The 22,507-nt window shown below is 60.3% G+C and carries 20 protein-coding genes; 14 read left to right on the top strand and 6 right to left on the bottom strand.

Annotation, left to right across the window (positions count from 1 at the left end; translation table 11 throughout):
• Window position 1: 1 nt before the first annotated feature.
• From BA011_RS31940 to BA011_RS31930, 3 genes are all read left to right on the top strand, one after another.
• Window positions 2-1,327, top strand: coding sequence for an FAD-binding oxidoreductase (locus BA011_RS31940; RefSeq protein WP_017957960.1), 1,326 nt, complete (start codon window positions 2-4; stop codon window positions 1,325-1,327).
• Window positions 1,324-2,073 carry an SDR family oxidoreductase gene (locus BA011_RS31935; RefSeq protein ID WP_065283820.1) on the top strand — a complete coding sequence of 250 codons (750 nt, stop codon included), beginning with the start codon at window positions 1,324-1,326 and terminating at the stop codon, window positions 2,071-2,073. The genes BA011_RS31940 and BA011_RS31935 overlap by 4 nt, the downstream gene beginning before the upstream one ends.
• A 130-nt stretch (window positions 2,074-2,203) precedes the next feature.
• Window positions 2,204-3,760: a hypothetical protein gene (locus BA011_RS31930; RefSeq protein WP_065283819.1), complete on the top strand. Its 1,557-nt coding sequence runs from the start codon at window positions 2,204-2,206 to the stop codon at window positions 3,758-3,760.
• A gap of 362 nt (window positions 3,761-4,122) precedes the next feature.
• On the opposite strand, the gene BA011_RS31920 is transcribed toward BA011_RS31930, so the two are convergent.
• Window positions 4,123-4,398: a hypothetical protein gene (locus tag BA011_RS31920; protein WP_065283817.1), complete on the bottom strand. Its 276-nt coding sequence runs from the start codon at window positions 4,396-4,398 to the stop codon at window positions 4,123-4,125.
• Window positions 4,399-4,720: 322 nt separating this feature from the next.
• Between BA011_RS31920 and BA011_RS31915 the strand changes: the two genes are divergently transcribed.
• The 11 genes from BA011_RS31915 (at window position 4,721) to pepT (ending at window position 17,452) form a co-directional block, all read left to right on the top strand.
• Window positions 4,721-5,752 (top strand): ABC transporter ATP-binding protein, encoded by a 1,032-nt coding sequence (locus BA011_RS31915; RefSeq protein ID WP_065283816.1) that lies wholly within the window; start codon window positions 4,721-4,723, stop codon window positions 5,750-5,752.
• A gap of 162 nt (window positions 5,753-5,914) precedes the next feature.
• Complete coding sequence (locus BA011_RS31910; protein ID WP_151343724.1) at window positions 5,915-6,910, top strand: Fe(3+) ABC transporter substrate-binding protein; 996 nt, start codon at window positions 5,915-5,917, stop codon at window positions 6,908-6,910.
• A gap of 54 nt (window positions 6,911-6,964) precedes the next feature.
• On the top strand, window positions 6,965-8,623 hold the full coding sequence (locus BA011_RS31905) for an ABC transporter permease (protein ID WP_065284157.1): 1,659 nt from the start codon (window positions 6,965-6,967) through the stop codon (window positions 8,621-8,623).
• A 551-nt stretch (window positions 8,624-9,174) separates the two neighbouring features.
• Window positions 9,175-9,897 carry a FadR/GntR family transcriptional regulator gene (locus BA011_RS31900; protein WP_065283814.1) on the top strand — a complete coding sequence of 241 codons (723 nt, stop codon included), beginning with the start codon at window positions 9,175-9,177 and terminating at the stop codon, window positions 9,895-9,897.
• A complete protein-coding gene (locus BA011_RS31895; protein ID WP_065283813.1) occupies window positions 9,894-11,066 on the top strand; it encodes a PLP-dependent transferase in 1,173 nt (390 codons plus the stop codon). The genes BA011_RS31900 and BA011_RS31895 overlap by 4 nt, the downstream gene beginning before the upstream one ends.
• Before the next feature lie 35 nt (window positions 11,067-11,101).
• Window positions 11,102-12,361, top strand: a complete 1,260-nt coding sequence (locus BA011_RS31890) for an ABC transporter substrate-binding protein (protein WP_025397444.1) — start codon at window positions 11,102-11,104, stop codon at window positions 12,359-12,361.
• A 96-nt stretch (window positions 12,362-12,457) separates the two neighbouring features.
• On the top strand, window positions 12,458-13,393 hold the full coding sequence (locus BA011_RS31885) for a carbohydrate ABC transporter permease (RefSeq protein WP_065284156.1): 936 nt from the start codon (window positions 12,458-12,460) through the stop codon (window positions 13,391-13,393).
• A 4-nt stretch (window positions 13,394-13,397) separates the two neighbouring features.
• The gene (locus BA011_RS31880; protein WP_065283812.1) at window positions 13,398-14,228 is read left to right on the top strand and encodes a carbohydrate ABC transporter permease; all 831 of its coding nucleotides are present in this window, start codon (window positions 13,398-13,400) and stop codon (window positions 14,226-14,228) included.
• A 4-nt stretch (window positions 14,229-14,232) separates the two neighbouring features.
• Window positions 14,233-15,291 (top strand): ABC transporter ATP-binding protein, encoded by a 1,059-nt coding sequence (locus BA011_RS31875; RefSeq protein ID WP_065283811.1) that lies wholly within the window; start codon window positions 14,233-14,235, stop codon window positions 15,289-15,291.
• Window positions 15,292-15,361: 70 nt separating this feature from the next.
• Entirely contained in the window at window positions 15,362-16,114 is a 753-nt protein-coding gene (locus tag BA011_RS31870; protein ID WP_065283810.1) for a metallophosphoesterase, read from the top strand.
• A 105-nt stretch (window positions 16,115-16,219) separates the two neighbouring features.
• Window positions 16,220-17,452 (top strand): peptidase T, encoded by a 1,233-nt coding sequence (gene pepT, locus BA011_RS31865; protein WP_065283809.1) that lies wholly within the window; start codon window positions 16,220-16,222, stop codon window positions 17,450-17,452.
• Between the two features lie 81 nt (window positions 17,453-17,533).
• Here the strand turns inward: pepT and BA011_RS31860 are convergent, their stop codons facing one another.
• The 5 genes from BA011_RS31860 to BA011_RS31840 all read right to left on the bottom strand — a co-directional run bounded on the left by BA011_RS31860 (window position 17,534) and on the right by BA011_RS31840 (window position 22,438).
• A complete protein-coding gene (locus tag BA011_RS31860; protein ID WP_065283808.1) occupies window positions 17,534-18,370 on the bottom strand; it encodes a cell wall hydrolase in 837 nt (278 codons plus the stop codon).
• 263 nt (window positions 18,371-18,633) lie between these two features.
• On the bottom strand, window positions 18,634-19,674 hold the full coding sequence (locus BA011_RS31855) for a sulfate/molybdate ABC transporter ATP-binding protein (protein ID WP_065283807.1): 1,041 nt from the start codon (window positions 19,672-19,674) through the stop codon (window positions 18,634-18,636).
• Between the two features lie 10 nt (window positions 19,675-19,684).
• Window positions 19,685-20,557, bottom strand: coding sequence for a sulfate ABC transporter permease subunit CysW (gene cysW / locus BA011_RS31850; RefSeq protein WP_065283806.1), 873 nt, complete (start codon window positions 20,555-20,557; stop codon window positions 19,685-19,687).
• A complete protein-coding gene (gene cysT, locus BA011_RS31845) occupies window positions 20,547-21,404 on the bottom strand; it encodes a sulfate ABC transporter permease subunit CysT (protein ID WP_017957989.1) in 858 nt (285 codons plus the stop codon). Before cysT ends, cysW begins: the two co-directional genes overlap by 11 nt.
• An 8-nt stretch (window positions 21,405-21,412) precedes the next feature.
• Complete coding sequence (locus BA011_RS31840; RefSeq protein ID WP_065283805.1) at window positions 21,413-22,438, bottom strand: sulfate ABC transporter substrate-binding protein; 1,026 nt, start codon at window positions 22,436-22,438, stop codon at window positions 21,413-21,415.
• Window positions 22,439-22,507: the final 69 nt, after the last annotated feature.

Here is a 22,507-nt window from a genome sequence, read left to right as displayed (position 1 = left end):
AATGATCGAGGGATGGGGACGTTATCCACGCCATGATAGTGAAGTGCTTGATTGCAGGCTGCCGGAAGCGCTGCCTGGAACGGTGTCATCGCGCGCGGGTCTGATTGCTCGCGGCAACGGCCGCTCGTATGGCGACGCCGCGATCGGTGAGCATCTCACTTTGACCTGCGGTGCATTGAGCCGGATGAAAAGCTTCGATCAGGTGGACGCCTCGCTGACCGTCGAAGGTGGCGTCATGCTGTCGGAGATTCTCAGGTCGTTCATCCCCCGAGGTTATTTTCCCCCCGTGGTCCCAGGAACGAAGTTCGTCACTGTTGGAGGAATGATCGCCTCCGACGTGCACGGGAAGAACCATCATCGCGACGGTGGGTTCGGCGACCACGTTCGCGAAATCAAGCTGGTTATCGCCAGCGGTGAAATCCTCACCTGCAGCAGAACCCAGAATTCAGAGCTTTTTTTCGCGACGCTCGGCGGTATGGGCCTGACGGGCATCATCGCCGAAGCCACCTTTAGGCTGAGGCCCATCAGTACCGGCTGGATTGTTCAAAAGACGGTCGTGACAGAAAACCTCGGCGATACGCTGCAAGCCTTGAAGCAAACAGACGACGCAACCTATTCCGTTGCCTGGATTGATTGCCTTTCGCGGGGCGCTTCGCTCGGCCGCTCGCTGATCTTTGTCGGCGAGCACGCCAGCCCGAGCGACATCGCTCAAATGCCAAAAGCAGCGCTATTGCCTCCCTTCAAGGCAGCCCGTTTTTCACTGCCGGTCGACCTGCCTGGTTGGGCGCTCAACAGAACGAGTGTTTCCGCATTCAACGATCTTTATTATCGGGCGGGTGCCCGCAAAGCAGCCCGAGTCTCTTTGGTCCACTGGGACAGCTACTTCTTCCCGCTTGACGGTCTTCTCGAATGGAACCGCCTGTACGGCAAGCGCGGCTTCCTGCAGCATCAATGCGTGGTGCCTGACGAAAACGCACTTGCGGTTCTGAGCAGTATGCTCGATCGTTTCGCTCTTTCTGGGAAAGCCTCATTCCTGGCCGTGCTGAAAAGGCTGAGGGGTGGCGCAGGCCTTCTGTCATTTCCGGCGCCAGGGTATACCCTTGCACTCGACCTGCCAGTCGCACCCGACGTGTTCCAGCTGTTAGACGAAATTGACAAGCTGGTTGTCGCGGCGGGAGGGCGGCTCTATCTCGCCAAGGATGCAAGGCAATCCCGTCATACATTCGAAGCCGGTTACCCCCAACTGCAGGCGTTCAAAGAGCTGCGACGAACTACGGGAGCCGACCGTCACTTTAGTTCCCAGCTGGGAAAAAGGCTTGGCATATGAAAGCCATCGGCAAGACACTGCTCCTGATTGGCGCGACGTCGGATATTGGTCGTGCGACTGCCTTGGTCTATGCCGAGGCGGGCTGGGACATTCATTTGGTCGGACGCAGGCGTGAGCTTGTCCAACGCGAAGCCGATGACATCGTCACGCGCACCGCCGCCGCCGTCACCGCCCATGAACTGGATATTCTTGATACCGGCCGCTTCGAAGAGTTCCTGAGCATCGTGTCGCCATTGCCCGACACGGCCATTTGCGTCGTCGGCGAACTCGGCGAGCAGGCCCGCGCCGAAAGGGAACTCGAACACGCCGCCATGGTGATGCGGACAAACTTCGAAGGACCGGCTTTGATGCTCGGCCTCCTGGCTAGCCGCTTTGCCGCGCGCGGGTCCGGCACCATCGTCGGCATAAGTTCGGTCGCCGGCGACCGTGGGAGAGGATCAAACTATGTCTATGGCGCCGCGAAAGCTGGCCTGACGGCGTTCTTGTCCGGTCTCAGGAACAGACTATCCACCGCCGGGGTACGCGTCCTCACCATTAAACCCGGTTTTGTCCGAACGCGGATGACTGATGGAATGAAGCTTCCACCCATGCTTACCGCCGAGCCTGCAGAGGTCGCTCAAAGGATCTTCGCCGTTGCCGATGGCAGCAAGGGAGGGGACGTCGTCTATGTCCGGCGGATTTGGTATCCGCTCATGGCGATAATCCGAGGCATCCCGGAACCGATCTTCAAGAGGTTGCGGCTGTGATCGAAACCTCGGGAATAGGAGATAGAGATTGCCCTGGCCGCTTCGTCGTCCGCATGTTCCATCTTGTTGATCCGCTTTTTCCGCGCGCCGATGCGGATCAAGGCCTGCCCTCGGGAAGGACGGGGTCGAGATGAGGCGCCGCCTTTTTTCCGCACAAGTTGCGCTCCTGGTGGTAGCGGCAATTTGTGCCGCCATGCTTGCCCTTCCTGGACGGACCATCAACACCGCTTTCATCAACGACGTTTTGATCTTCATTGATGGAGCGCATCGTATCGCTGTCGGGCAGGTGCCAAACCGTGATTTTCATACGGCGCTCGGACCGTTGGTCTTCTATATCCCTGCCTTGGGATACCTCCTGTCCGGAAATTTCGGCGCCGCGATACCGATGGGAATGGCGCTCCTGATCGTCGCGTTCATGCCTGCGATGATCCGTATCCTTCTTTCGCGCCTCAGCTCACCCTCAGCCATCGCCTTGGGCATATTCCTGATTCTTATTCTCGCTGTCCCGATCAATCTCGGAAGTCCGGTCCGGCTTCTTTCTTTCGCGATGTTCTATAATCGCATCGGCTGGGTCGCTCTCGGGCTCATCCTGGTGATGTACCTGAAGCCGAGATCCGACGCGCGCAACGACGTTGCAGACAGTCTCGCGACGGCCTTTCTTCTACTTGTCCAATTCTACACGAAGGCGACCTACGGACTTTGCGGCGTGGCCTTTCTGATCTTCCTGTTGCTGGACCGGCAGCAACGTTCCTGGATCCTGGTCAGTCTGCTCCTGACTGCATTGGCAATGATCGTAGTCGAGTTCTTCTGGCGCGGCACGCTTCAGCATATAGAGGATCTGCGGGCCGCCGCACGGGTCAGTGGTGATCATGACGTCCGCAGCATACTGAAAAATGTCCGTGAGAATTTGTCGGATCTGGTGGTTTTCACGGTGTTTGCGCTGGTTGCCTTCTGGCACATCCGCAGCCTTCGAGACCTCCTCTACAGTGGCTTCTGCGTGGGTGCAGGATTGGCAATCATCAACCAGAACGCCCACAGCTGGGGTATCATCACTCTCTATTGCGGAGCGGCCGTCCTGGCGGAAAAGGCACGGCGCTTTCAATCTGGCGACCAAAGCGCGCAAATGGAGAGGCCTGCTCGTCTTGCAGCTGCACTGCCGCTGCTTCTAATCTTCTTTCTGTTGCCGCCCATCGTCCACCACGGAGAGGCGATCGCTCTCCACACGGCACTTGCGGCGGAGAATGTGGGCAAGCCCCTCGGCCCTCCGCTTTTTGAGGACGTCCGGGAAATCGACCCGCCCGGTGGCGAGCCTGATTTCATTCAGCGCTACCTCGATAGTATCGAAAGTGGGGGGGCTCTACTTCAGGCCCTGCCGATTCCGCTGGAGCGGGTATTCGTGCTCGATTTCGTCAACCCCTTTTCAGCGGGGCTCGGGATACGTCCTCCCTCAGGTGACACTGCGTGGTTCCACTGGAACCGCAACATCAATGAGAAGGCTTATATCCCACCAGAAGCCCTGTTCGCCGACGTGAAGATCGTGATGGTGCCGAAGACTGGCATCAATAGCCTGCCGTTACAGGAGCTGTATGGACCGTTCATTTCGAAGAATTTCGACATGGTGCAGAAAACGCCGGAATGGACGATCTACCAGCGACCACAGGCCGCGTTGGAAAGCGAGGCGCGGTGACGCAGGCAGTGAGGTCGATGCCGGAGCAGGAAGGCGCATCGCCACGGGCGGGCCGCCAATACCTCTGGTGGACCGCCATCGTCTCATTTGCTCTGGTGCTTTCGGCCCTTCTCGCTCTGCCCAGCAGACGATCACCAGCAAATACGTCAACGATCTGTTTGTTTTCCTCGACGGTGCGCGCCGCGCGGCAACTTCTGCGCGCTTTGGTCGTGGCGAACGTTGACCTTCTTGGCCACGCCTGACGGAACACCATCGGCGCCTGAGTGGTGGCGATTGGGCAACACTATCAGCCCAGGTGCTCACACGACGAGATACTTGGAAACCTCGCCGCTTGGCCGGACCGCGCTAGCGTCCGCCACTTGTCAGAAGGATGACGAAGGGACCACGCCGATCGTTGGGACGGGTGGTTCCTGCTCCGGCATCTTGTTTCCTTGCTCGCCGGCGATCAGTGCCTCGCGCACTTCATCCTCTTCCCAACCCGCCTCGATAGCGGAAGCCACGAGCGTTTCGATTTTCTCGGTCTCCGAGCTGTGCGAAGTCTCATCGAGGTGGCGTCTGGCGGTCTCGAGACACTGACGGAGGTTTGAAGCGCGGCTGGCGTCGTTACGGTCGTAGCTTGGCGATGCGACGTAGGTCATTTGGAAGCTCCCTGCTGATCGGGAGAAACAATTGAAAAGGGAGCCGGTTCCACTGCGTGTGTCTCGGGAAAGCGAGACAAGGTGCAATCTCCGGCGTAACGGCACTTAAGGTGATCGCGGCCGTTGCGATTGGCGCGATTCCGGAACAGTCATCTGTGGCGATAGGTGGAAAGACGCCGGCGAGAAGTTTTTGCTGCAACTTTGAAACGGCAAATAGCTTGCCGTGCCTGCGGAACAGATTGCGCTTGTCCCGACCTGCCTCGGTATGTTCTAGGGGTTTCAGGACTTGTACTGGAAGCCACCGGCGAGCATGAAAGCTGAAATGAACGCAATCGCAGTACGGCTGGAAAATGTTACCCGTCGCTTTGGTATCACTGCAGCCGTGCAGGATCTTTCTCTTCATATTCGGCGCGGAGATGCGGTTTCGCTCGTGGGCCATTCCGGTTGCGGCAAGTCTACGCTCCTGCGCATGATTGCCGGTGTCGAAATACCGGAATCCGGCCGCATCCTCCTCGAAGGCCGCGAGGTTGCCAGTTCGACCACTTTCGTCGAACCGGAGGCGCGTGGCGTCGGATTCGTCTTCCAGGACTACGCTCTCTTCCCGCACCTGACTGTACGGGACAATATCCTCTTTGGTCTCAAGCGACATTCGAAGAGCGAAGCAACTGCGCGAGCAGAGGAGATGATCAGCAAGGTCGGAATCGAACATCTAACGCATCGCTATCCGAACACCCTTTCCGGCGGTGAACAGCAGCGTGTCGCACTAGCCCGGGCTCTGGCGCCCCGGCCGAGTGTCGTCCTGATGGACGAACCTTTTTCCAATCTGGATCAGGGCCTGCGTGGAAAGGTACGCAGCGACACCTTGAGCCTCTTGAGGGCACTCGGCACGACCGTGATCATCGTGACGCATGATCCTCAGGAAGCACTTTCCGTCGGTGATCAGGTGGTTCTGATGCGGGCAGGCGAAATCGTCCAGTCCGGCTCCGCCTATGATCTGCACGACCGTCCAACGAATCCTTATGCGGCAGAGTTCTTTTGCGCGTCCAGCAAAGTTCCCGGCGTTTACCGTGGCGGATGGATCGAGACCGCGATCGGTAACTTCGCCTATACGCTTGATCGTCCGCCCGCAAGCTCCGTGACCGTTTATATCCGCCCGCATGCGATTGCGCTGTCCCCCGGATCGGGAATTGCCGCTCGTATCGAGGACCGTGTTTTGCATGGCGAATTCGAGCAGTTAACGTTGAAGGTTGATGGCCTCGATGTGCCGCTTAAGGCGAGAGCTTTGGAGCGGCTGCCGGCCGACGCCGAGTATATTCAGATATCAATCCTCCCCGAGCGGCTGCTGGCTTTTTGACAGCTGACCTGCGCGAGCCCATGCTGCTGACCTCCTCATCAAGTTTCCGTGATATTTGGCATCAAACTCCAGGGAAAACTTGACTTTCAGGGTCATGAACTGCTCAAGGGATGCGCATTCATTCGGAGGGACATAATGAATTCGCGCTCTATCCTCGCATCCATGCTGCTTGCTGCTTCGGCGCTGATGTCGCCTTGCATCGCTGCGGCCGCAGAAATCAACCTCTACACGACGAGAGAGCCGGCTCTGATCGCACCTCTTCTGGAGGCGTTCACCAAATCGACCGGGACGAAGATCAATACGGTTTTTCTGAAGGATGGCCTGGCAGAGCGTGTCGCCTCCGAGGGCGCCAGCTCGCCGGCTGACATCCTGATGGCCGTCGATGCCGGCAACCTTGTCGATCTGGTCGATAAAGGCGTAACGCAACCGGTCGAATCGCCTGTTCTGAACTCGGCGATCCCGGAACAGCTGCGTGATCCCAAGGGCAACTGGTTTGCACTTTCGATGCGCGCGCGCGTGCTCTACGCGGCCAAGGACATTGACATTAGCACATTCAACTACGAGGAGCTTGCCGATCCCAAGTGGAAGGGCAAGATCTGCATACGCTCCGGTCAACACCCCTATAACACGGCACTGTTTGCTGACTACATCGCTCATCACGGCGCGGAAGAAACCGAGAAATGGCTGACAGCTGTCAAGGCCAATCTCGCCCGCAAGGCAGCCGGCGGCGATCGCGATTCGGCCAAGGATATCCTCGGCGGCATTTGCGATATCGGTATCGCCAACTCCTATTATGTCGGCCTGATGCGGTCCGGCAAGGGTGGTGAAGAGCAGGTCAAATGGGGCGACGCCATCAAGGTCATCCTGCCGACCTTCAAGAACGGCGGGACGCAGGTGAATATCAGCGGCGCGGCAATCGCCAAGCATTCACCGAACAAGGCTGAAGCCGTCAAACTTCTCGAACATCTCGTCTCTGACGAAGCACAGAAGATCTATGCTGAGGCCAATTACGAATACCCCGTGAAGGCAGGCGTCGCGGCCGATCCGATCATCGCATCCTTTGGCGAACTAAAGATCGACAGCAAGCCCTTGTCCGAGATCGTCAGCCATCGCAAGCAGGCGAGTGTCCTCGTAGACAAGGTCGGCTTCGACAACTAAGGGCAGGGAAGGCGCCGCTGACAGGCGCCTTTCCCCCCGAGAATGGACCAAGTGATGTTTCCGAGCCCGGCGCCCGCCCGCTCTGCAAAGCGCCCTGGCAGCGCATGGCTGACGATTGCCGCCACTATCGCCCTCATTGCCATGCTGCCGATCGGGGGATTGCTCATCGAAGCCTCGAAGGGTTCGGCGGGTCTTTGGGGACATCTTTTCTCGACCATCCTTCCGGTCGCGCTTCTCGACACTGTCATTCTCCTTGCGGGGGTCGGCGTCATCACTGCTGTGGTTGGCACGACGACGGCATGGCTGGTGACCGCCTATGATTTTCCCGGCAGGCATGCTCTGGAATGGATGCTGCTTCTGCCGCTTGCCGTTCCGACCTACATCGTCGCCTATGCCTATCTGGATATAATGCATCCGATCGGTCCGGTGCAGGATGCCGTGCGCTGGTTGCTAGGCTACGAGAGCCCGCGCCAGTTTCGCCTTCCGGACGTCCGTTCCATGACTGGCTGCATCCTGCTTCTCGGAATCGTGCTCTACCCCTATGTCTACATCCCCACGCGCGCGATGTTCCTCACGCAATCCGGTAATCTCGTCGATGCGGCACGCACGCTCGGCACATCTCGCCGCGCGGTCTTCTGGCGGGTCGCTCTGCCGCTCGCGCGCCCCGCTGTTGCCGTGGGTATCAGCCTTGCACTGATGGAAACGTTGAACGATATAGGCGCCGCCGAATTCCTCGGTGTCCGGACGATCACCGTTTCCATCTACACGACCTGGATCACCCGCTCCGATTTATCGGGAGCGTCGCAGATCGCCCTTGCCCTTCTGCTCATCGTCGTCGCAATTGTTGCGGTGGAGCGATGGGCGCGACGCAAGCAGGGCTACTCGATCGATGTACGCCGGATGCGAAGTTTCCAACCGCGGCGGGTATCCTTGGGAAAAGGCGTACTGCTGTTTCTCGGCGGTCTTCTGCCGGTCATCCTAGGCTTCGCCGCGCCCGCGCTCTATCTCTTGATCGAAGCGGCAAAACGTTATCAGTTCGCCGGCATATCCCCACGGATCATCGATGAGGCCGTGAATACGCTCGCTATCGCCACCCTGGCGACAATCATGACCATCATCCTTGGCCTTCTCGCCGCCTACGCGACCCGCCTGCGGCCGGGCCAGCCGTCCTCCTGGCTCCTGCGCTGTTCCACGATTGGCTATGCGGCTCCCGGCACCGTGGTCGCCATCGGCGTGTTGATCATCCTTGGCGGGCTCGATCAGTTTATCGACCGCACCGCGCTTTCCTTGTTTGATGTGTCCACTGGTCTGCTCCTGATGGGATCGGGTGCTGCCGTCATATATGCGCTCATCGTGCGGTTTCTGGCGATCTCCGCCGGCGGCATAGAAGCCGGTCTCTCGCGCATTTCCCAGTCGCTTGATCATGCGTCACGTTCGCTGGGGCAATCCACCGCAGGCACCCTGCGCTACGTGCATTTGCCGCTTTCAAAGGCGGCAATCTCAGCTGCCGCGCTACTGGTCTTCGTCGATTGTGTAAAGGAGCTGCCGGCGACGCTCCTCCTTCGGCCACTCAATGTCGAGACTTTCGCAACTCATCTTTATGGAGAGGCTGCCAGAGGCACTTACGAGGAAGCCTCGATTGCAGCGCTCGCCATCGTGCTGATCGGCATCCTGCCGGCCATTTTGCTGTCGCGGATCGGACGTATCCGCTAGCCGGCATGCCGATGGGTATGCCGGCTCCGCGACCCTCACCAGAGCCTTTCCGGGTTAGATTGGAGCATTCTGTTGGCTCAAACGGAGTCGGATGCTCGACCGGCCGGCGCGCGTCGTAGCCAAGCTCTACGGCCAAGCCGGCCGGTCGAGCAGGCGGCCCGTTTCAGCCAACCCGAAGGGCCGGGCATCTTTCCGCCAGGATCAAAGGCGATCGGCTCGGACGTACCAAGGGGTATGCCCTTCGCCAATCGCCTTTGCCCCGACGAAAACCTGCTCCGGCAGAATGCTTCAATCTAACCCGGAAAGGCTCTAAGCAACGCAAAGCGACAAACCGGTCGCCATGGGCAATGTCGTGGCCGAATGGCTGCTTGACCTCTGTAAATCGGAACACCGGCACAAGGAGAGAGAGGCCATTTTGGAGGGGCCAAGGGACGTCGTGGAGGAGTGGGCAAAAATGGACGTTGTCGACTTGACGTTTTCCACCGTATGCGAAATGCTAAGATGTCAGACCAATTTGAGAGGTCGGCTGCCTGATAAGAAAATGGGGAACCATGAAGGCAAATCGCAGCGACAGGCCAGTGATCCGGCCGCTTCCTGTTATGGACCGCGCGCGTCAGGTGACCGATGCGCTGGCGGATTATGTCGAGGAAGCCAGATTGAAGGCGGGCGACCGTTTGCCGGCCGAGCGCGAGCTGATGACCGCCCTTGCCGTCGGCCGCTCGACCATTCGCGAGGCGATCCGGCATTTCCAGGCGCTCGGTGTCATTGAGACGCGCAAGGGAAGCGGCACTTATCTGCTGAAGCCGGTGTCGAGGGCGACGATCCACATGCCGCTCTCGTTCGATACCGCACACCTTCGCGACGTGCTGCTGCAAACGCTGGAGGTACGCCGCGGAATCGAATGTGAGGCGGGCATGGTGGCGGCGCGGCGGCGCACCGAAAAGGACCTCGTCGTCATCGAGGAAAAGCTGAACGCGATGGAGCGGGTGCACTTGGAGAAGGGCACCTCCGGGCCGGAGGATCTGGCCTTCCATCTCGCCGTCTACGACGCCGCCCACAATCCGCTGTTTCGCCAGCTTCTCGAACAGATGCGCGAGACCTTCGAGCGCTTCTGGGCGCATCCCTTCGACCGGCAGGATTTCGCGCGCCGGTCCTTTCCCTTTCACCGCACCCTTTTCGACGCGATCGCTGCCGGGGATCCCGATGCGGCGCGCGCCGAAACATTGAAAATTCTCGCCATCGTCGAGGAAGACATCAAGGAAATGTCCAAATGAGCAGCGGCGCAGAACCGTTCGATCTTGCTTCCCTCATCACTGCGCATGACGAAGGCAACTTCGCCGACGCCGTCGTGCCGCCGATTTTCCAGACCTCGCTTTTCACCTTTTCCGATTACGACGACATGATCGCCTCCTACCGAGGCGAGAAGGTGCGGCCGATCTATACGCGCGGCCTGAACCCGACGGTGCGCGCCTTCGAGGAAATGCTCGCCAAGCTCGAAGGGGCGGAGGATGCGCTGGGTTTTGCCAGCGGCATGGCGGCGATCTCGTCGGCGGTCTTAAGCTTCGTCGAGCCGGGCGACCGCATCGTCGCCGTCAAGCATGTCTATCCCGATGCCTTCCGCCTGTTCGGCACCATCCTGAAGCGGATGAAGATCGAGGTGACCTATGTCGATGGCCGCGATGAGGAAGCGGTCGCCAAGGCGCTGCCCGGCGCGAAGCTCTTCTACATGGAAAGCCCGACGAGCTGGGTGATGGAGGCACATGATGTCGGCGCGCTCGCCGCACTCGCCAGACAACACGGCGCCGTCTCGATGATCGACAACAGCTGGGCGAGCCCGTTCTTCCAGCGGCCGCTGACGCTCGGCGTCGACCTCGTCATCCATTCGGCCTCGAAATATCTTGGCGGCCACAGCGATGTGGTGGCGGGCATCATCGCCGGCTCGAACGCGATGATTGCGCGCGTCAAGGCCGAGGCCTATCCTTATCTTGGCGGCAAGCTTTCGCCGTTCGACGCCTGGCTCCTGATCCGCGGGTTGCGCACGCTGCCGCTGCGCATGCGGGCCCACGAGACATCGGCGCTTGAAATCGCCAGGCGCCTGCAGAAGCTCGACGTGGTGGAGACGGTCTGCCATCCGGGGCTCGCCAACCGCCTGCCCACCGGCCTCAACGGCACTTCGGGCCTGTTTTCCTTCATATTCCGCGAAGGCGTCGATATCCGCGCCTTCGCCGATCACCTCAAGCTCTTCAAACTGGGCGTAAGCTGGGGTGGACATGAAAGCCTGATCGTACCGGGCGAGGTGGTGCTTCAGCAGAAGGCACAGCCGAATTCCGCACATGCCTTCGGCATCCATGCGCGATCCGTACGTCTCCATGTCGGCCTCGAAGGAACCGAGGCTCTGTGGAGAGATATCGAGGAGGCGCTCGCCGCCGCCTCACAATCCTGAAACCCGAGAGAAACCTAACAAGGGGGAACTGAGTCATGAAAAAACTAATAATCTCGACGCTCTTTGCTTCGATGATGGCGGGCACGGCCTTCGCCGATACGACGCTGAAGCTTGTCGAAGTCATCACCAGCCCGGAGCGCACCGAAACGCTGAAATCGATCGTCGGCAAATTCGAAGCCGCCAATCCCGGCACCAAGGTCGACATCATCTCGCTGCCCTGGAACGAAGCGTTCCAGAAGTTCGCGACCATGGTGTCCGCCGGCGACGTGCCCGATGTGATGGAAATGCCCGATACCTGGCTGTCGCTCTATGCCAATAACGGCATGCTCGAGAGCCTGGAGCCCTACCTCGAAAAGTGGGAGCACACCAAGGAGCTGACGCCGCGCGCGCTCGAACTCGGCCGCGACGTCAAGAACACCGCCTATATGCTGCCCTACGGCTTCTATCTCAGGGCGATGTTCTACAACAAGAAGCTGCTTGCCGAAGCCGGCGTCGCCGCGCCGCCGAAGACGATGGAAGAATTCACCGCCGCTTCGGAAAAGGTTTCCAAACTGCCCGGCAAATATGGCTACTGCATGCGCGGCGGACCGGGCGGCCTCAACGGCTGGATGATCTTCGCCGCCTCGATGGCCGGCTCGAACAAGTACTTCAACGACGACGGCACCTCGACAATGAACAGCCCCGGCTGGGCCAAGGGCATCGAATGGATGGTCGATCTCTACAAGAAGGGCTATGCGCCGAAGGACAGCGTCAACTGGGGCTTCAACGAAGTCGTCGCTGGCTTCTATTCCGGCACCTGCGCCTTCCTCGACCAGGACCCGGACGCGCTGATCGCCATCGCCGAGCGCATGAAGAAGGAAGATTTCGGTGTTGCACCGTTGCCGAAGGGTCCGGATGGCAAGTCGTTCCCGACCATCGGTTATGGCGGCTGGTCGATGTTCACGACCAGTGGCAACAAGGACCTCTCCTGGAAGCTGATCGCCACCCTCGAAGGGCCTGAAGGCAATCTCGAATGGAATAAGCGCATCGGCGCCCTGCCGGCCTACACCGCGGCCGAGAAGGATCCCTTCTACGCCGGTGACCAGTTCAAGGGCTGGTTCGAGGAACTAGCGGACCCGAACACGGTACCAACAGTCATGCCGACCTACCTCGAGGAATTCGCCTTCTTCAAGGATTCGCTGGCGATCAAGACCTCGCAGCAGGCATTGCTCGGCGATATCTCGGCGAAGGATCTGGCCGACCAGTGGGCCGAATACCTCACCAAGGCGCAGCAGAAGTTCCTCGCCAAGAAATAAGCGACGGATCGACGGCGGCGGCCTCGGAACAGGCCGCCGCCGCTTTTTTGATGACACAGACGGCGCATGAACGCCGCGAACGGGAACTTCTGGCTGATGACCATTTCCGCCGATACGCTCGACATGCGTCGCGACCGCAGGCCATGGCTGCGTCGCGTTGCCGATGCTTCGGAGCCCTATCTCTACAGCGCGCCGTCGCTGATCCTGATCATCGCGGTGATGCTGGTGCCGCTGACGGTCGGGATTTCCTACGCCTTCCGCGATATCCAGCTGCTCAATCCGTTTTCCGGTGGCTTCATCGGGCTCGATCATTTCCGCGAGCTTGCCGGCGATGCCGCCTTCTACGGGGCGCTGAGGAACACGCTGTGGTGGACGGGCGCCTCCGTCGTCCTGCAGTTCGTTTTCGGGCTGATCCTGGCGCTGCTGCTCGACAAGCCGTTTAGGGGCAGGGCAATCGCGCAGGCGTTGGTCTTCCTGCCCTGGGCCGTGCCGTCTTTCCTCGCCGGCCTCAACTGGGCCTGGCTGTTCAATCCCGTCATCGGGCCGATCCCGCACTGGCTCTTCGCCCTCGGGCTGATGCATGAGCCGGGTAATATCCTCTCCGATCCCAATTATGCGATGTGGGGGCCGATCGTGGCCAATGTCTGGTGGGGCATTCCCTTCTTCGCCATCACGCTGCTTGCGGCGCTGCAGGCGATCCCGCGCGATCTCTATGAAGCGGCGTCGATCGACGGCGCCGGCTGGTTCCAGCGCTTCCGCTCGATCACCCTGCCGTTCCTGGCGCCAACGATCGCCATCACCGTGCTGCTGCGCACCGTGTGGATTTCCAACTTCGCCGATCTCATCGTCGTCATGACCAATGGCGGACCGGCCGACCGGACGCAGATCGTCGCCAGCTACATCTTCACGACAGCCTTCAGGCGGCTCGATTTCGGCTACGCCTCGGCGATCGCGCTGGTGCTGCTCGTGCTGCTGCTTGCCTATTCGATGCTGATCATCCTGCTCCGGCAGACGCTGCTGAACAAGGATTGAGATCATGAGACGATCCGTCATTCCCACCATCGCACACCGCCTGGCGATCTTCTGCTACATCGCCTTTTCGCTCTTTCCGCTGTTCTGGCTGCTCAAGGTGTCGGTGACGCCGAACGACCTGCTCTATAGCGAAGGCGTGCGCATGTGGCCGTCGCGCACGACATGGGATCACTATGCCTTCGTGCTGCGCCACAGTGCCTTTCCGACCTTCTTCAAGAACAGCCTGATCGTCTCGGCCTCGACTGCCGTCACCGTGACAATCTGCGCCTCGCTGTCCGGCTACGCATTGTCGCGCTTCAATTTCCGGGCAAAATACTGGATCGTCGCTTTGATGCTGCTGACCCAGATGTTCCCGCTGGTCATGCTGGTGGCGCCGATCTTCAAAATCCTGTCACCGCTGCATCTGACCAACAGTTTGACCGGGCTCGTCATCGTCTACACCGCCTTCAACGTGCCTTTCGCCACTTTCCTGATGCAGTCCTTCTTCGACGGCATTCCGAGGGATCTCGAAGAGGCGGCGAAGATCGACGGGGCGACGCAGTTCACGGCGTTTCGCCAGATCATCTTGCCGCTGACGCTGCCGGGGATCGCCGCCACACTCGGTTTCGTCTTCACCGCCGCCTGGAGCGAGCTGCTCTTCGCGCTGATGCTGATCAACGGCAATGACGCTGCGACCTTCCCGGTCGGCCTTCTCACCTTCGTTTCGAAATTCTCGGTGGATTTCGGGCAGATGATGGCGGCGGGCTTCATGGCGCTCATTCCGGCCGGCCTCTTCTTCCTGCTCATCCAGCGCTATCTCGTCCAGGGCCTGACGGCCGGTGCGGTCAAGGGTTAAACAAATGGCATCGATCGATATCCGGAATATCCACAAAGCCTATGGCCATGTGCAGGTGCTGCACGGCGTCAACCTGGAAATCCAGGACGGCGAATTCGTCGTGCTCGTCGGTCCGTCCGGCTGCGGCAAATCCACGCTGCTGCGGATGATCGCCGGGCTTGAAGAGGTCACATCAGGCGAGATCCGCATCGCCGGCGTCAGGGTGAACGAGCTGCATCCCAAGGATCGCGACATCGCCATGGTGTTCCAGTCCTATGCGCTCTATCCGCATATGAACGTCGCCGGCAATATGAGCTACAGCCTCAGGCTGCGGAAGGTGGCGAAGGAGAAAATCACCAGTGCGGTGGCCGCGGCGGCGGCCAAGCTCGGCCTCGATCCGCTGCTCGAACGAAGGCCGAAGGCGCTTTCCGGCGGCCAGCGACAGCGCGTCGCCATGGGCCGCGCCATCGTGCGCCAGCCGAAGGCCTTCCTGTTCGACGAACCGCTGTCGAACCTCGATGCTCGCCTGCGCGAACAGATGCGCGCCGAAATCAAGAAACTGCATGGCGACCTGAAGGCGACCTCAATCTACGTGACCCACGACCAGATCGAGGCAATGACGCTGGCGGACCGGATCGTTGCCATGCATGGCGGGGTGGTCCAGCAGGTCGGAAGTCCCCTGGAACTCTACGACCGCCCCGCCAATCTCTTCGTTGCCGGCTTCATCGGCTCGCCGGGGATGAATTTCCTCGAGGCCAGCTATGATGCCGGCGGCGTGAAGCTGAAGGACGGCACGATCGTGCCGCTTGCCAAGCCTCTGCCGCTTGTCGACGGCGCAAAGGTGACGCTCGGCATCCGGCCGGAGCATGTGCTGATGAGCGACGGCGGGGCGGGGCTTGCCGCGGATGTGGAACTCGTCGAGCCCACAGGCTTCGGCATCATCCTGCACCTTGCCCTGCATGGCCTGCCATTCAAGATCTTCACGCTGAACCGCGAAGCGCTGAAGGCAGGTCCCAAGATCAATGTTGCCTTCCCGCCCCAGTATCTGCACGTGTTCGATGCCGAAGGAAAACGTGTCGATTGAGCCGCTGGGCTGGTGGCTCGTTGCTGTCGATTTTGGCATAGTGTCTCCGGCAGGAGCGGGGAGGCAGAACATGCTTGTTGCGCAGATATCCGATATCCATGCGAGGCCGGACCTTTCGTCGCTGCGGACGCTGGAGCGAGCGATAGCGTGGCTGAAGACGTTCCGCCCGGATGTGCTTGTTGTCACCGGAGATCTGGTAGATGACGGATGGCGGCACGGCTATCGCCTTGTCGCCGAAAACCTGCGGTCGCTGGACTGCCCTGTCCACCTGTTGCCGGGCAACGGTGACGATGTGCAATTGATGCGTTCCGAACTTGCCGTCGTCGGCACGTGGATTAATGCGACGGGACCGATGCATTTCCGGACAGCCGTCAATGGCCTGACCCTGCTCGGGGTCGATGTGACCGTCGCCGGGCAAAGCTACGGCGATGTCCTGCCGCATCTGCCATTGCTGATGAGCGCGCTTGCGGACGTGACGACGCCCTCGCTTCTCTTCATGCATCAGCCGCCATTGAGGATCGGCATCGAGGTGCTGGACCGAGTCGGATGCAGGAACGACAGTGCGCTTCTCAGCACCCTGGTGGCGATGGACAGGCTACCGCTGGCGATTCTTTGTGGCCATGTTCACCGACCCGCATTTGGCCGGCTGGGATCGATGCCTGTCCAGACCTGCGGCTCCCTTTGCCTGCCCAATCCGCTTCTGCTGGAAGGCCGTGCCGATCTTCCGGTGATCGACGCTCCGTCCTTCCTCGTGCATGAGGTCAGCGACGGCGGGCTTGTTTCCCATGTGGTATCGATTCCGGCATCCGATGGCAGCGCATGAAATGGATTGACTGGAGAAACCCTCACGTGCTGCGGGTGGAAAAATCTTTTGCCGCATCGCCCAGGAGGGCTATATCGTCCGTGTGATCTTGCTGGACTGGATGCCATGACCGACACTGTTCTCGACCGCTTTCTCCGTTATGTCGTTATCGACACGCAATCCGACCCTGCCTCGTCGACGCAGCCGACCACCGGCAAGCAGAAGGATCTCGGCCGGGTTCTGGTCGATGAACTGCTGAAGATCGGTCTTGCCGACGCGCATCTCGATGAACACGGCTATGTCTATGCGACCATTCCGGCCAATAGCGACAAGGCGGTGCCGGTCATCTGTTTCTGCTCGCACATGGATACGGCGCCCGATTTCAGCGGCACCGATGTCAAGCCGCAGATCATCGGGAATTATGCCGGCGGGGATATCAAGCTTGCCGGCGACACTGCCCGGGTGATCCGGGTCAGCGATCACCCCGAACTGCAGAACCAGATCGGCAATGATATCGTCACGACCGATGGAACGACATTGCTCGGCGCCGACGATAAGGCGGGACTGGCGGAGATCATGACCGCGGCTGCGATGCTCGTCGACAATCCCGAGATCAGGCATGGGACGATCAAGATCCTGTTCACGCCGGACGAGGAGGTCGGGCGCGGCGTCAACAAGGTGGATCTAGCGAAACTCGGAGCCGACTTCGCCTATACGATGGACGGCGAGACGGCCGGCCATATCGAGGATGAGACCTTCTCGGCCGACGGCGTCGAGATCAGCATATCAGGTGTGGCGATCCATCCCGGTTTCGCCAAGGACCGCATGGAAAACGCCATCAAGATCGCCGGCGCCATCATCGACCGGCTGCCGAGGGATCTTGCGCCGGAGACCACCGAAGGCAGGCAGGGTTTCATCCATCCCACCGGCGTGACCGGCTCGATGGAGAAGGCGTCGCTGAGCCTCATCATCCGTGACTTCACCGACAAGGGGCTGACGGAAAAGGAAACGATGCTCGAAGCTATCGTCAAGGACGTGATGGCTGCCTATCCCGGCTCGACCTATCATTTTGAGGTGAAGGAGCAGTATCGCAACATGAAGGTGGTGCTCGATCGTCATCCGGAGATTGTCGAGAACGCGATCGAGGCGGTGCGCCGGGCCGGCATGACGCCGGTGCGCGGCAGCATCCGCGGCGGCACGGATGGCTCGCGTCTCTCCTTCATGGGATTGCCGTGCCCGAATATTTTCGCCGGCGGCCATGCATTCCACTCGCCGCTCGAATGGGTCAGCCGCCAGGATATGGAAAAGGCCGTCAAGACGATCGTGGAGCTGGCGAAGGTCTGGGAAGAGCGCGCCTAAAGCGCGCCGCGGTTTTGCCTCCGGAATTCCGCGGCAACAAAAACGCGCTTGCATCTAACTCATACCGGAAGGGCGGTTGGTTTAACCGCCGTTCGCCGGAAGGCTTTCACGCAGCATCACGCTGTCATAGGCTGGGCGGGGCGTCGGGATCGCAATGGGCATTCCCGGCTCGGGCTCAACCGATGTTACCGGCGATGTTTCCGGCGCGGTCACCGGCGCTGTGATCCGCATCTGCGCCGTGCTCGCGGTGGCCATGGGGTCCGGAGCCGGCAGAGGAACGGGAACCGCCGAGGGTATCAGCGCTTCGAATTGCGGCGGCAGCATGCTTTCGCCGGGCACATAGTTCATCGCCACCTCGTAGGAGGGCAGCGGCGGCGGCGTTTGAAGCATGCCGTTGGAGTCGCGCTTCTCGTAGAAGGCGTTGCCGCCGGCAACCGTCACATAGTGCATGTTGTTGTAGGGGAATTTCAGCCCATTTGTGTGGAAGAACATCGCATCCTTCACCGCAGGATGGCGGGCGCCCTTGATAAGGATCGCATCGGCTGCGCTCGCGAGCTCGGTTTCCGCCTGCGGCTTGACTTCACGCGTCATCACGCCGGGGGCAAATTGTCTTTTCTGGGCCACGACGCCGCAGATGGAAGGGGGATAGGCGCCAGAGGTGAGCCTGTTCATGACAACGGTCCCGACAGCCATGTAGCCGTCCTCGTCCGAATGCTGCGATTCGAAATACATCGCGCGCTGCAGGCAGTCGCGATCCTTGGCAGTATAATTGAACGTGACTTTTGCCGGTTGACCCTGCTTCGTCTTGGTGTTCGCCGCCGTTGCCGCCGGTTTCGATGTCGTCGTGCAGCTTGCAGCCGCCAGTCCTACAAACAAAATCCCGATCAGGGATTTTCCAAAGGAAATCTCCGCCCTCAACGCCAGGTGCCTCCTATGGGATTAGTTCAGCCCTTTTTGATTAAGTGAAAACGTTTTACTCGTCATATGACTGAAATACAAACAACCTTAGATCACAAAAAGCCCAAGGGACTCTCGCCAAATGCGATTCCGGCGGTGACCTCCTGCATATTCCTTAAATCGGAATCGATTTAAGGATAAAATCATGCAGTAATTCAAAGTGTTACAGCTCCTTTTCGGCTCTCGAAAAGACGAGCGGCGCAGTCGGTCGCCGCCCATCTCCATCAACTGCGGAACAGTTTCCAGCGGGTCGGCTTGAAAGCCACCCGGTTGCGGTCGAGCCTGTCGGCCTCGCTCGGCGGCAATTCGATCTCGATATGCGGGCGATCGTTGCCGATATCCAATTCGATATGGCGGGTACCGGCCACGCGGCGGCTGGAAACCGGCTGGCCGGCGATACAGTTTTCAGCTGATTCGCAGAGCCTGACGTCATGCGGGCGGAAATAGAGCTGTGCCGTCCCATCCGGCTCGCCTTCGGCATTGAGGCCGAGCGAGCGGCCTTCGAAGCGAATGTCGCCGTCGGCAACCTCGACTTCAAGGCAGTTCGACTGGCCGATGAAGCCGAAGACGAAGGGCGAATTCGGATTGTCGTAGACCTGGTCCGGCGTGCCGACCTGTTCGATCGCGCCCTGACTCATGACGACGACGCGGTCGGCAAGTTCCAGCGCCTCATCCTGGTCGTGGGTGACGAAGACGGTGGTGTGGCCGGTGCGGTCGTGGATATCGCGCAGCCATTTGCGCAGGTCCTTGCGCACCTGGGCGTCGAGCGCGCCGAAGGGTTCGTCGAGCAGCAGCACGTTCGGCTCGACGGCCATGGCGCGGGCGAGCGCCACACGCTGGCGCTGGCCGCCGGAAAGCTGGGCCGGGTAGCGCTTTTCCAGACCGGAAAGCTGGACGAGGTCGAGCAGTTCCAGCGCCCGCCTGCGGATATCGGCCTTCGGCGGCCGCCGCGCACTGTTTCTGACCTTCAGGCCGAAGGAGACGTTTTCGAGCACCGTCATGTAGCGGAACAGAGCATAGTGCTGGAAGACGAAGCCGATATTGCGCTGCTGCACTGATTTCTTCGAGGCATCCTCGTCACCGAAGAAGATCAGCCCCTCCGTCGGGCTTTCGAGGCCGGCAATCAGCCGCAGCAATGTCGTCTTGCCGGAGCCCGAAGGACCGAGCAGTGCGATCAGCTCGCCGGAGCGGATGTCGAGCGAGACATCGTGCAGCGCCGGAAAACGATCGAATTCCTTGCGAATGTTTTGAACGCGTACTTCCATTCCAAATCCTTCAGTGCCGCCGGCTGGCGGCGATTTCGGCGCTATAGCGCATTTCCAGCAGCGTCTTCAAAACAAGAGTTACGAGCGCGAGCAAGGCCAAAAGCGTGGCGACCGCAAAAGCGCCGGTGAAATTATACTCGTTATAGAGAATTTCCACCTGCAGCGGCATGGTGTTCGTCTGGCCGCGGATGTGGCCTGATACCACCGAAACGGCGCCGAATTCGCCCATGGCGCGGGCATTGCAGAGCAGTACCCCGTAAAGCAGGCCCCATTTGATATTCGGCAACGTCACGTGCCAGAAGGTCTGCCAGCCACTGGCGCCGAGCGAAAGGGCTGCCTCCTCGTCGGCCGTTCCCTGTTCCTGCATCAGCGGGATCAACTCGCGGGCGACGAAGGGGAAGGTGACGAACATGGTGGCGAGGATCAACCCCGGCACGGCGAACAGGATCTTGATGTCGTGAGCGCTGAACCACTGGCCGAGCCAGGTATTGGCGCCGAACAGCAGAACGAAGACCAGGCCCGATATGACGGGTGAGACCGAGAAGGGCAGGTCGATCAGCGTCGTCAGGAAGGCCTTGCCCTTGAACTCGAACTTGGCGATCGCCCAGGCGGCGGCAACCCCGAAGACGAGGTTGAGCGGTACGCTGACGCCCGCAACGATCAGCGTCAGGCGAATCGCCGAGAAGGTTTCGGCGTCTGCGAGCGCCTCCAAGAACGGCCCGGCTCCCTTGCGAAAGGCTTCCACGAAGACGGCCGCGAGCGGCAGAAGCAGGATCAGCAGCAGGAAGACGAGCGAGAGGATGATGAGGCTGTAGCGCGCGATCCTGTTTTCGGTGGTTACCGACCGCAGCTTTGCCGGTTGAGCGGTCGCATCAAGCGCCATAGCCGTACCTCCGCCTGCTCCAGCTCTGGATGAGATTGATGACGAGCAGCATGGCGAACGAGATGATCAGCATGATCGCCGCAATGCCGGTCGCTGCGGCGTAATTATACTCTTCGAGTTTGATGATGATCAGCAGCGGTGCGATCTCCGATTTGAACGGCAGGTTGCCGGCGATGAAAATGACCGAGCCGTATTCGCCGACGCCGCGGGCGAAGGCGAGCGCAAAGCCGGTGAGCACGGCGGGCGCCAGCCCCGGCAGCAGCACGCGGAAAATCGTCTGGAAGCGATTGGCGCCGAGCGTTGCTGCAGCTTCCTCCACTTCCTTGTCGATCTCCTCCATGACCGGCTGCACGGTGCGCACGACGAAGGGCAGGCCGACGAAGATCAGGGCCACGACGATGCCGGCAGGCGTGAAGGCGATCTTGATGCCGAGCGGCGTCAGGAACTGGCCGATCCAGCCGTTCGGCGCGTAGAGCGTCGTCAGCGCGATGCCGGCAACGGCGGTCGGCAGCGCGAAGGGCAGGTCGACCATGGCATCGATGATCCGCTTGCCGGGAAAGCGGTAACGCACCAGCACCCAGGCGAGGATGATACCGAAGACGGCATTGACGATCGCGGCGATGAAGGCGCTGCCGAAGCTGATGCGCAGCGCGTTCAGCGTGCGCGGATCGAGCGCGATCGACCAGAATTTCTCCCAGCCGAGCGCGCTCGACCGGACGGCAAGGCCCGAGAGCGGGATGAGAATCAGAAGGGTGAGCCAGGTCAAGGTAAAGCCGAGCGCCATTCCGAAACCCGGAATGACGCTCGGCCGTTTGAACCGCCACCGCGTGGGGCTATGTGCTTTCATGAAGTCTATTATTGGGCCGGCTTGTAGATTTGGTCAAATACCCCGCCATCGCCGAAGAATTTCGGCTGCGCCTCTTTCCAGCCGCCGAAGTCGTCGATGGTCGCGAGCGTCAGTTTCGGGAAGCGGGCGATGTCAGCCGGATCGGCGGCTTCCGGCTTGGTCGGCCGATAGTAGTGCTTGGCGGCGATCTTCTGGCCTTCGTCCGAATAGAGGTAGTTGAGATAGGCTTCGGCGACCTTGCGCGTGCCCTTCTTGTCGACGTTGCCGTCGACGATGGCGACTGGCGGGTCGGCGCGGATGGAGAAGGCCGGCGTCACGATTTCGAACTGGTCGGGACCGAGTTCCTCGAGCGAAAGATAGGCTTCGTTTTCCCAGGCGAGCAACACGTCGCCGAGGCCGCGCTGGACAAAGGTGGTCGTGGCGCCGCGAGCACCGGTGTCGAGAACCGGAACGTGCTGCAGCAGTTTCGCAACGTATTCCTGCGCCTTGGCTTCATCGCCACCATTTGCCTGCTTGGCCCATGCCCAGGCGGCGAGGAAGTTCCAGCGGGCGCCGCCCGATGTCTTCGGGTTCGGCGTGATGACCTGTACGTCGTCCTTGACCAGGTCGCCCCAATCCTTGATGCCCTTCGGGTTGCCCTTGCGGACGAGGAAGACGATTGTCGACGTATAGGGCGTCGAATTGTTGGGGAACTTGGTCTTCCAGTCGGCCGGGATCTTGCCGGTCGCCTTGGCGATGGCGTCGATATCGCCTTCGAGGGCAAGTGTCACGACATCGGCGTCGAGGCCGTCGATGACCGATCGGGCCTGGGCGCCGGAACCGCCATGCGATGCCTGGATCGTCACGGTTTCACCGCTGTCCTTTTGCCACTTGGCGGCAAAGGCGGCATTGAAATCCTTATACAATTCGCGGGTCGGATCGTAGGAAACGTTAAGAAGCGTCTGATCTGCGAATGCCGGAGCGATGCTTCCGATCGCGAAGCTGCCTGCCATGACCGCCGCCGCGAGGAGCCGGGTGAGCCGTTGTGTCTGCATGGGGAACCCTCCTGTTTTCTTTCTTAACTCTATCAAGTCAGTCGTATAATGAAACGAAGGTTCTTCCGG

The sequence above is a fragment of the Rhizobium leguminosarum genome (assembly GCF_001679785.1).
In the GTDB taxonomy this organism is placed as follows: domain Bacteria; phylum Pseudomonadota; class Alphaproteobacteria; order Rhizobiales; family Rhizobiaceae; genus Rhizobium; species Rhizobium leguminosarum_R.
The sequence above is the reverse complement of the archived record's forward strand: the minus strand, read 5'-3'. Positions and strand labels throughout refer to the sequence as shown.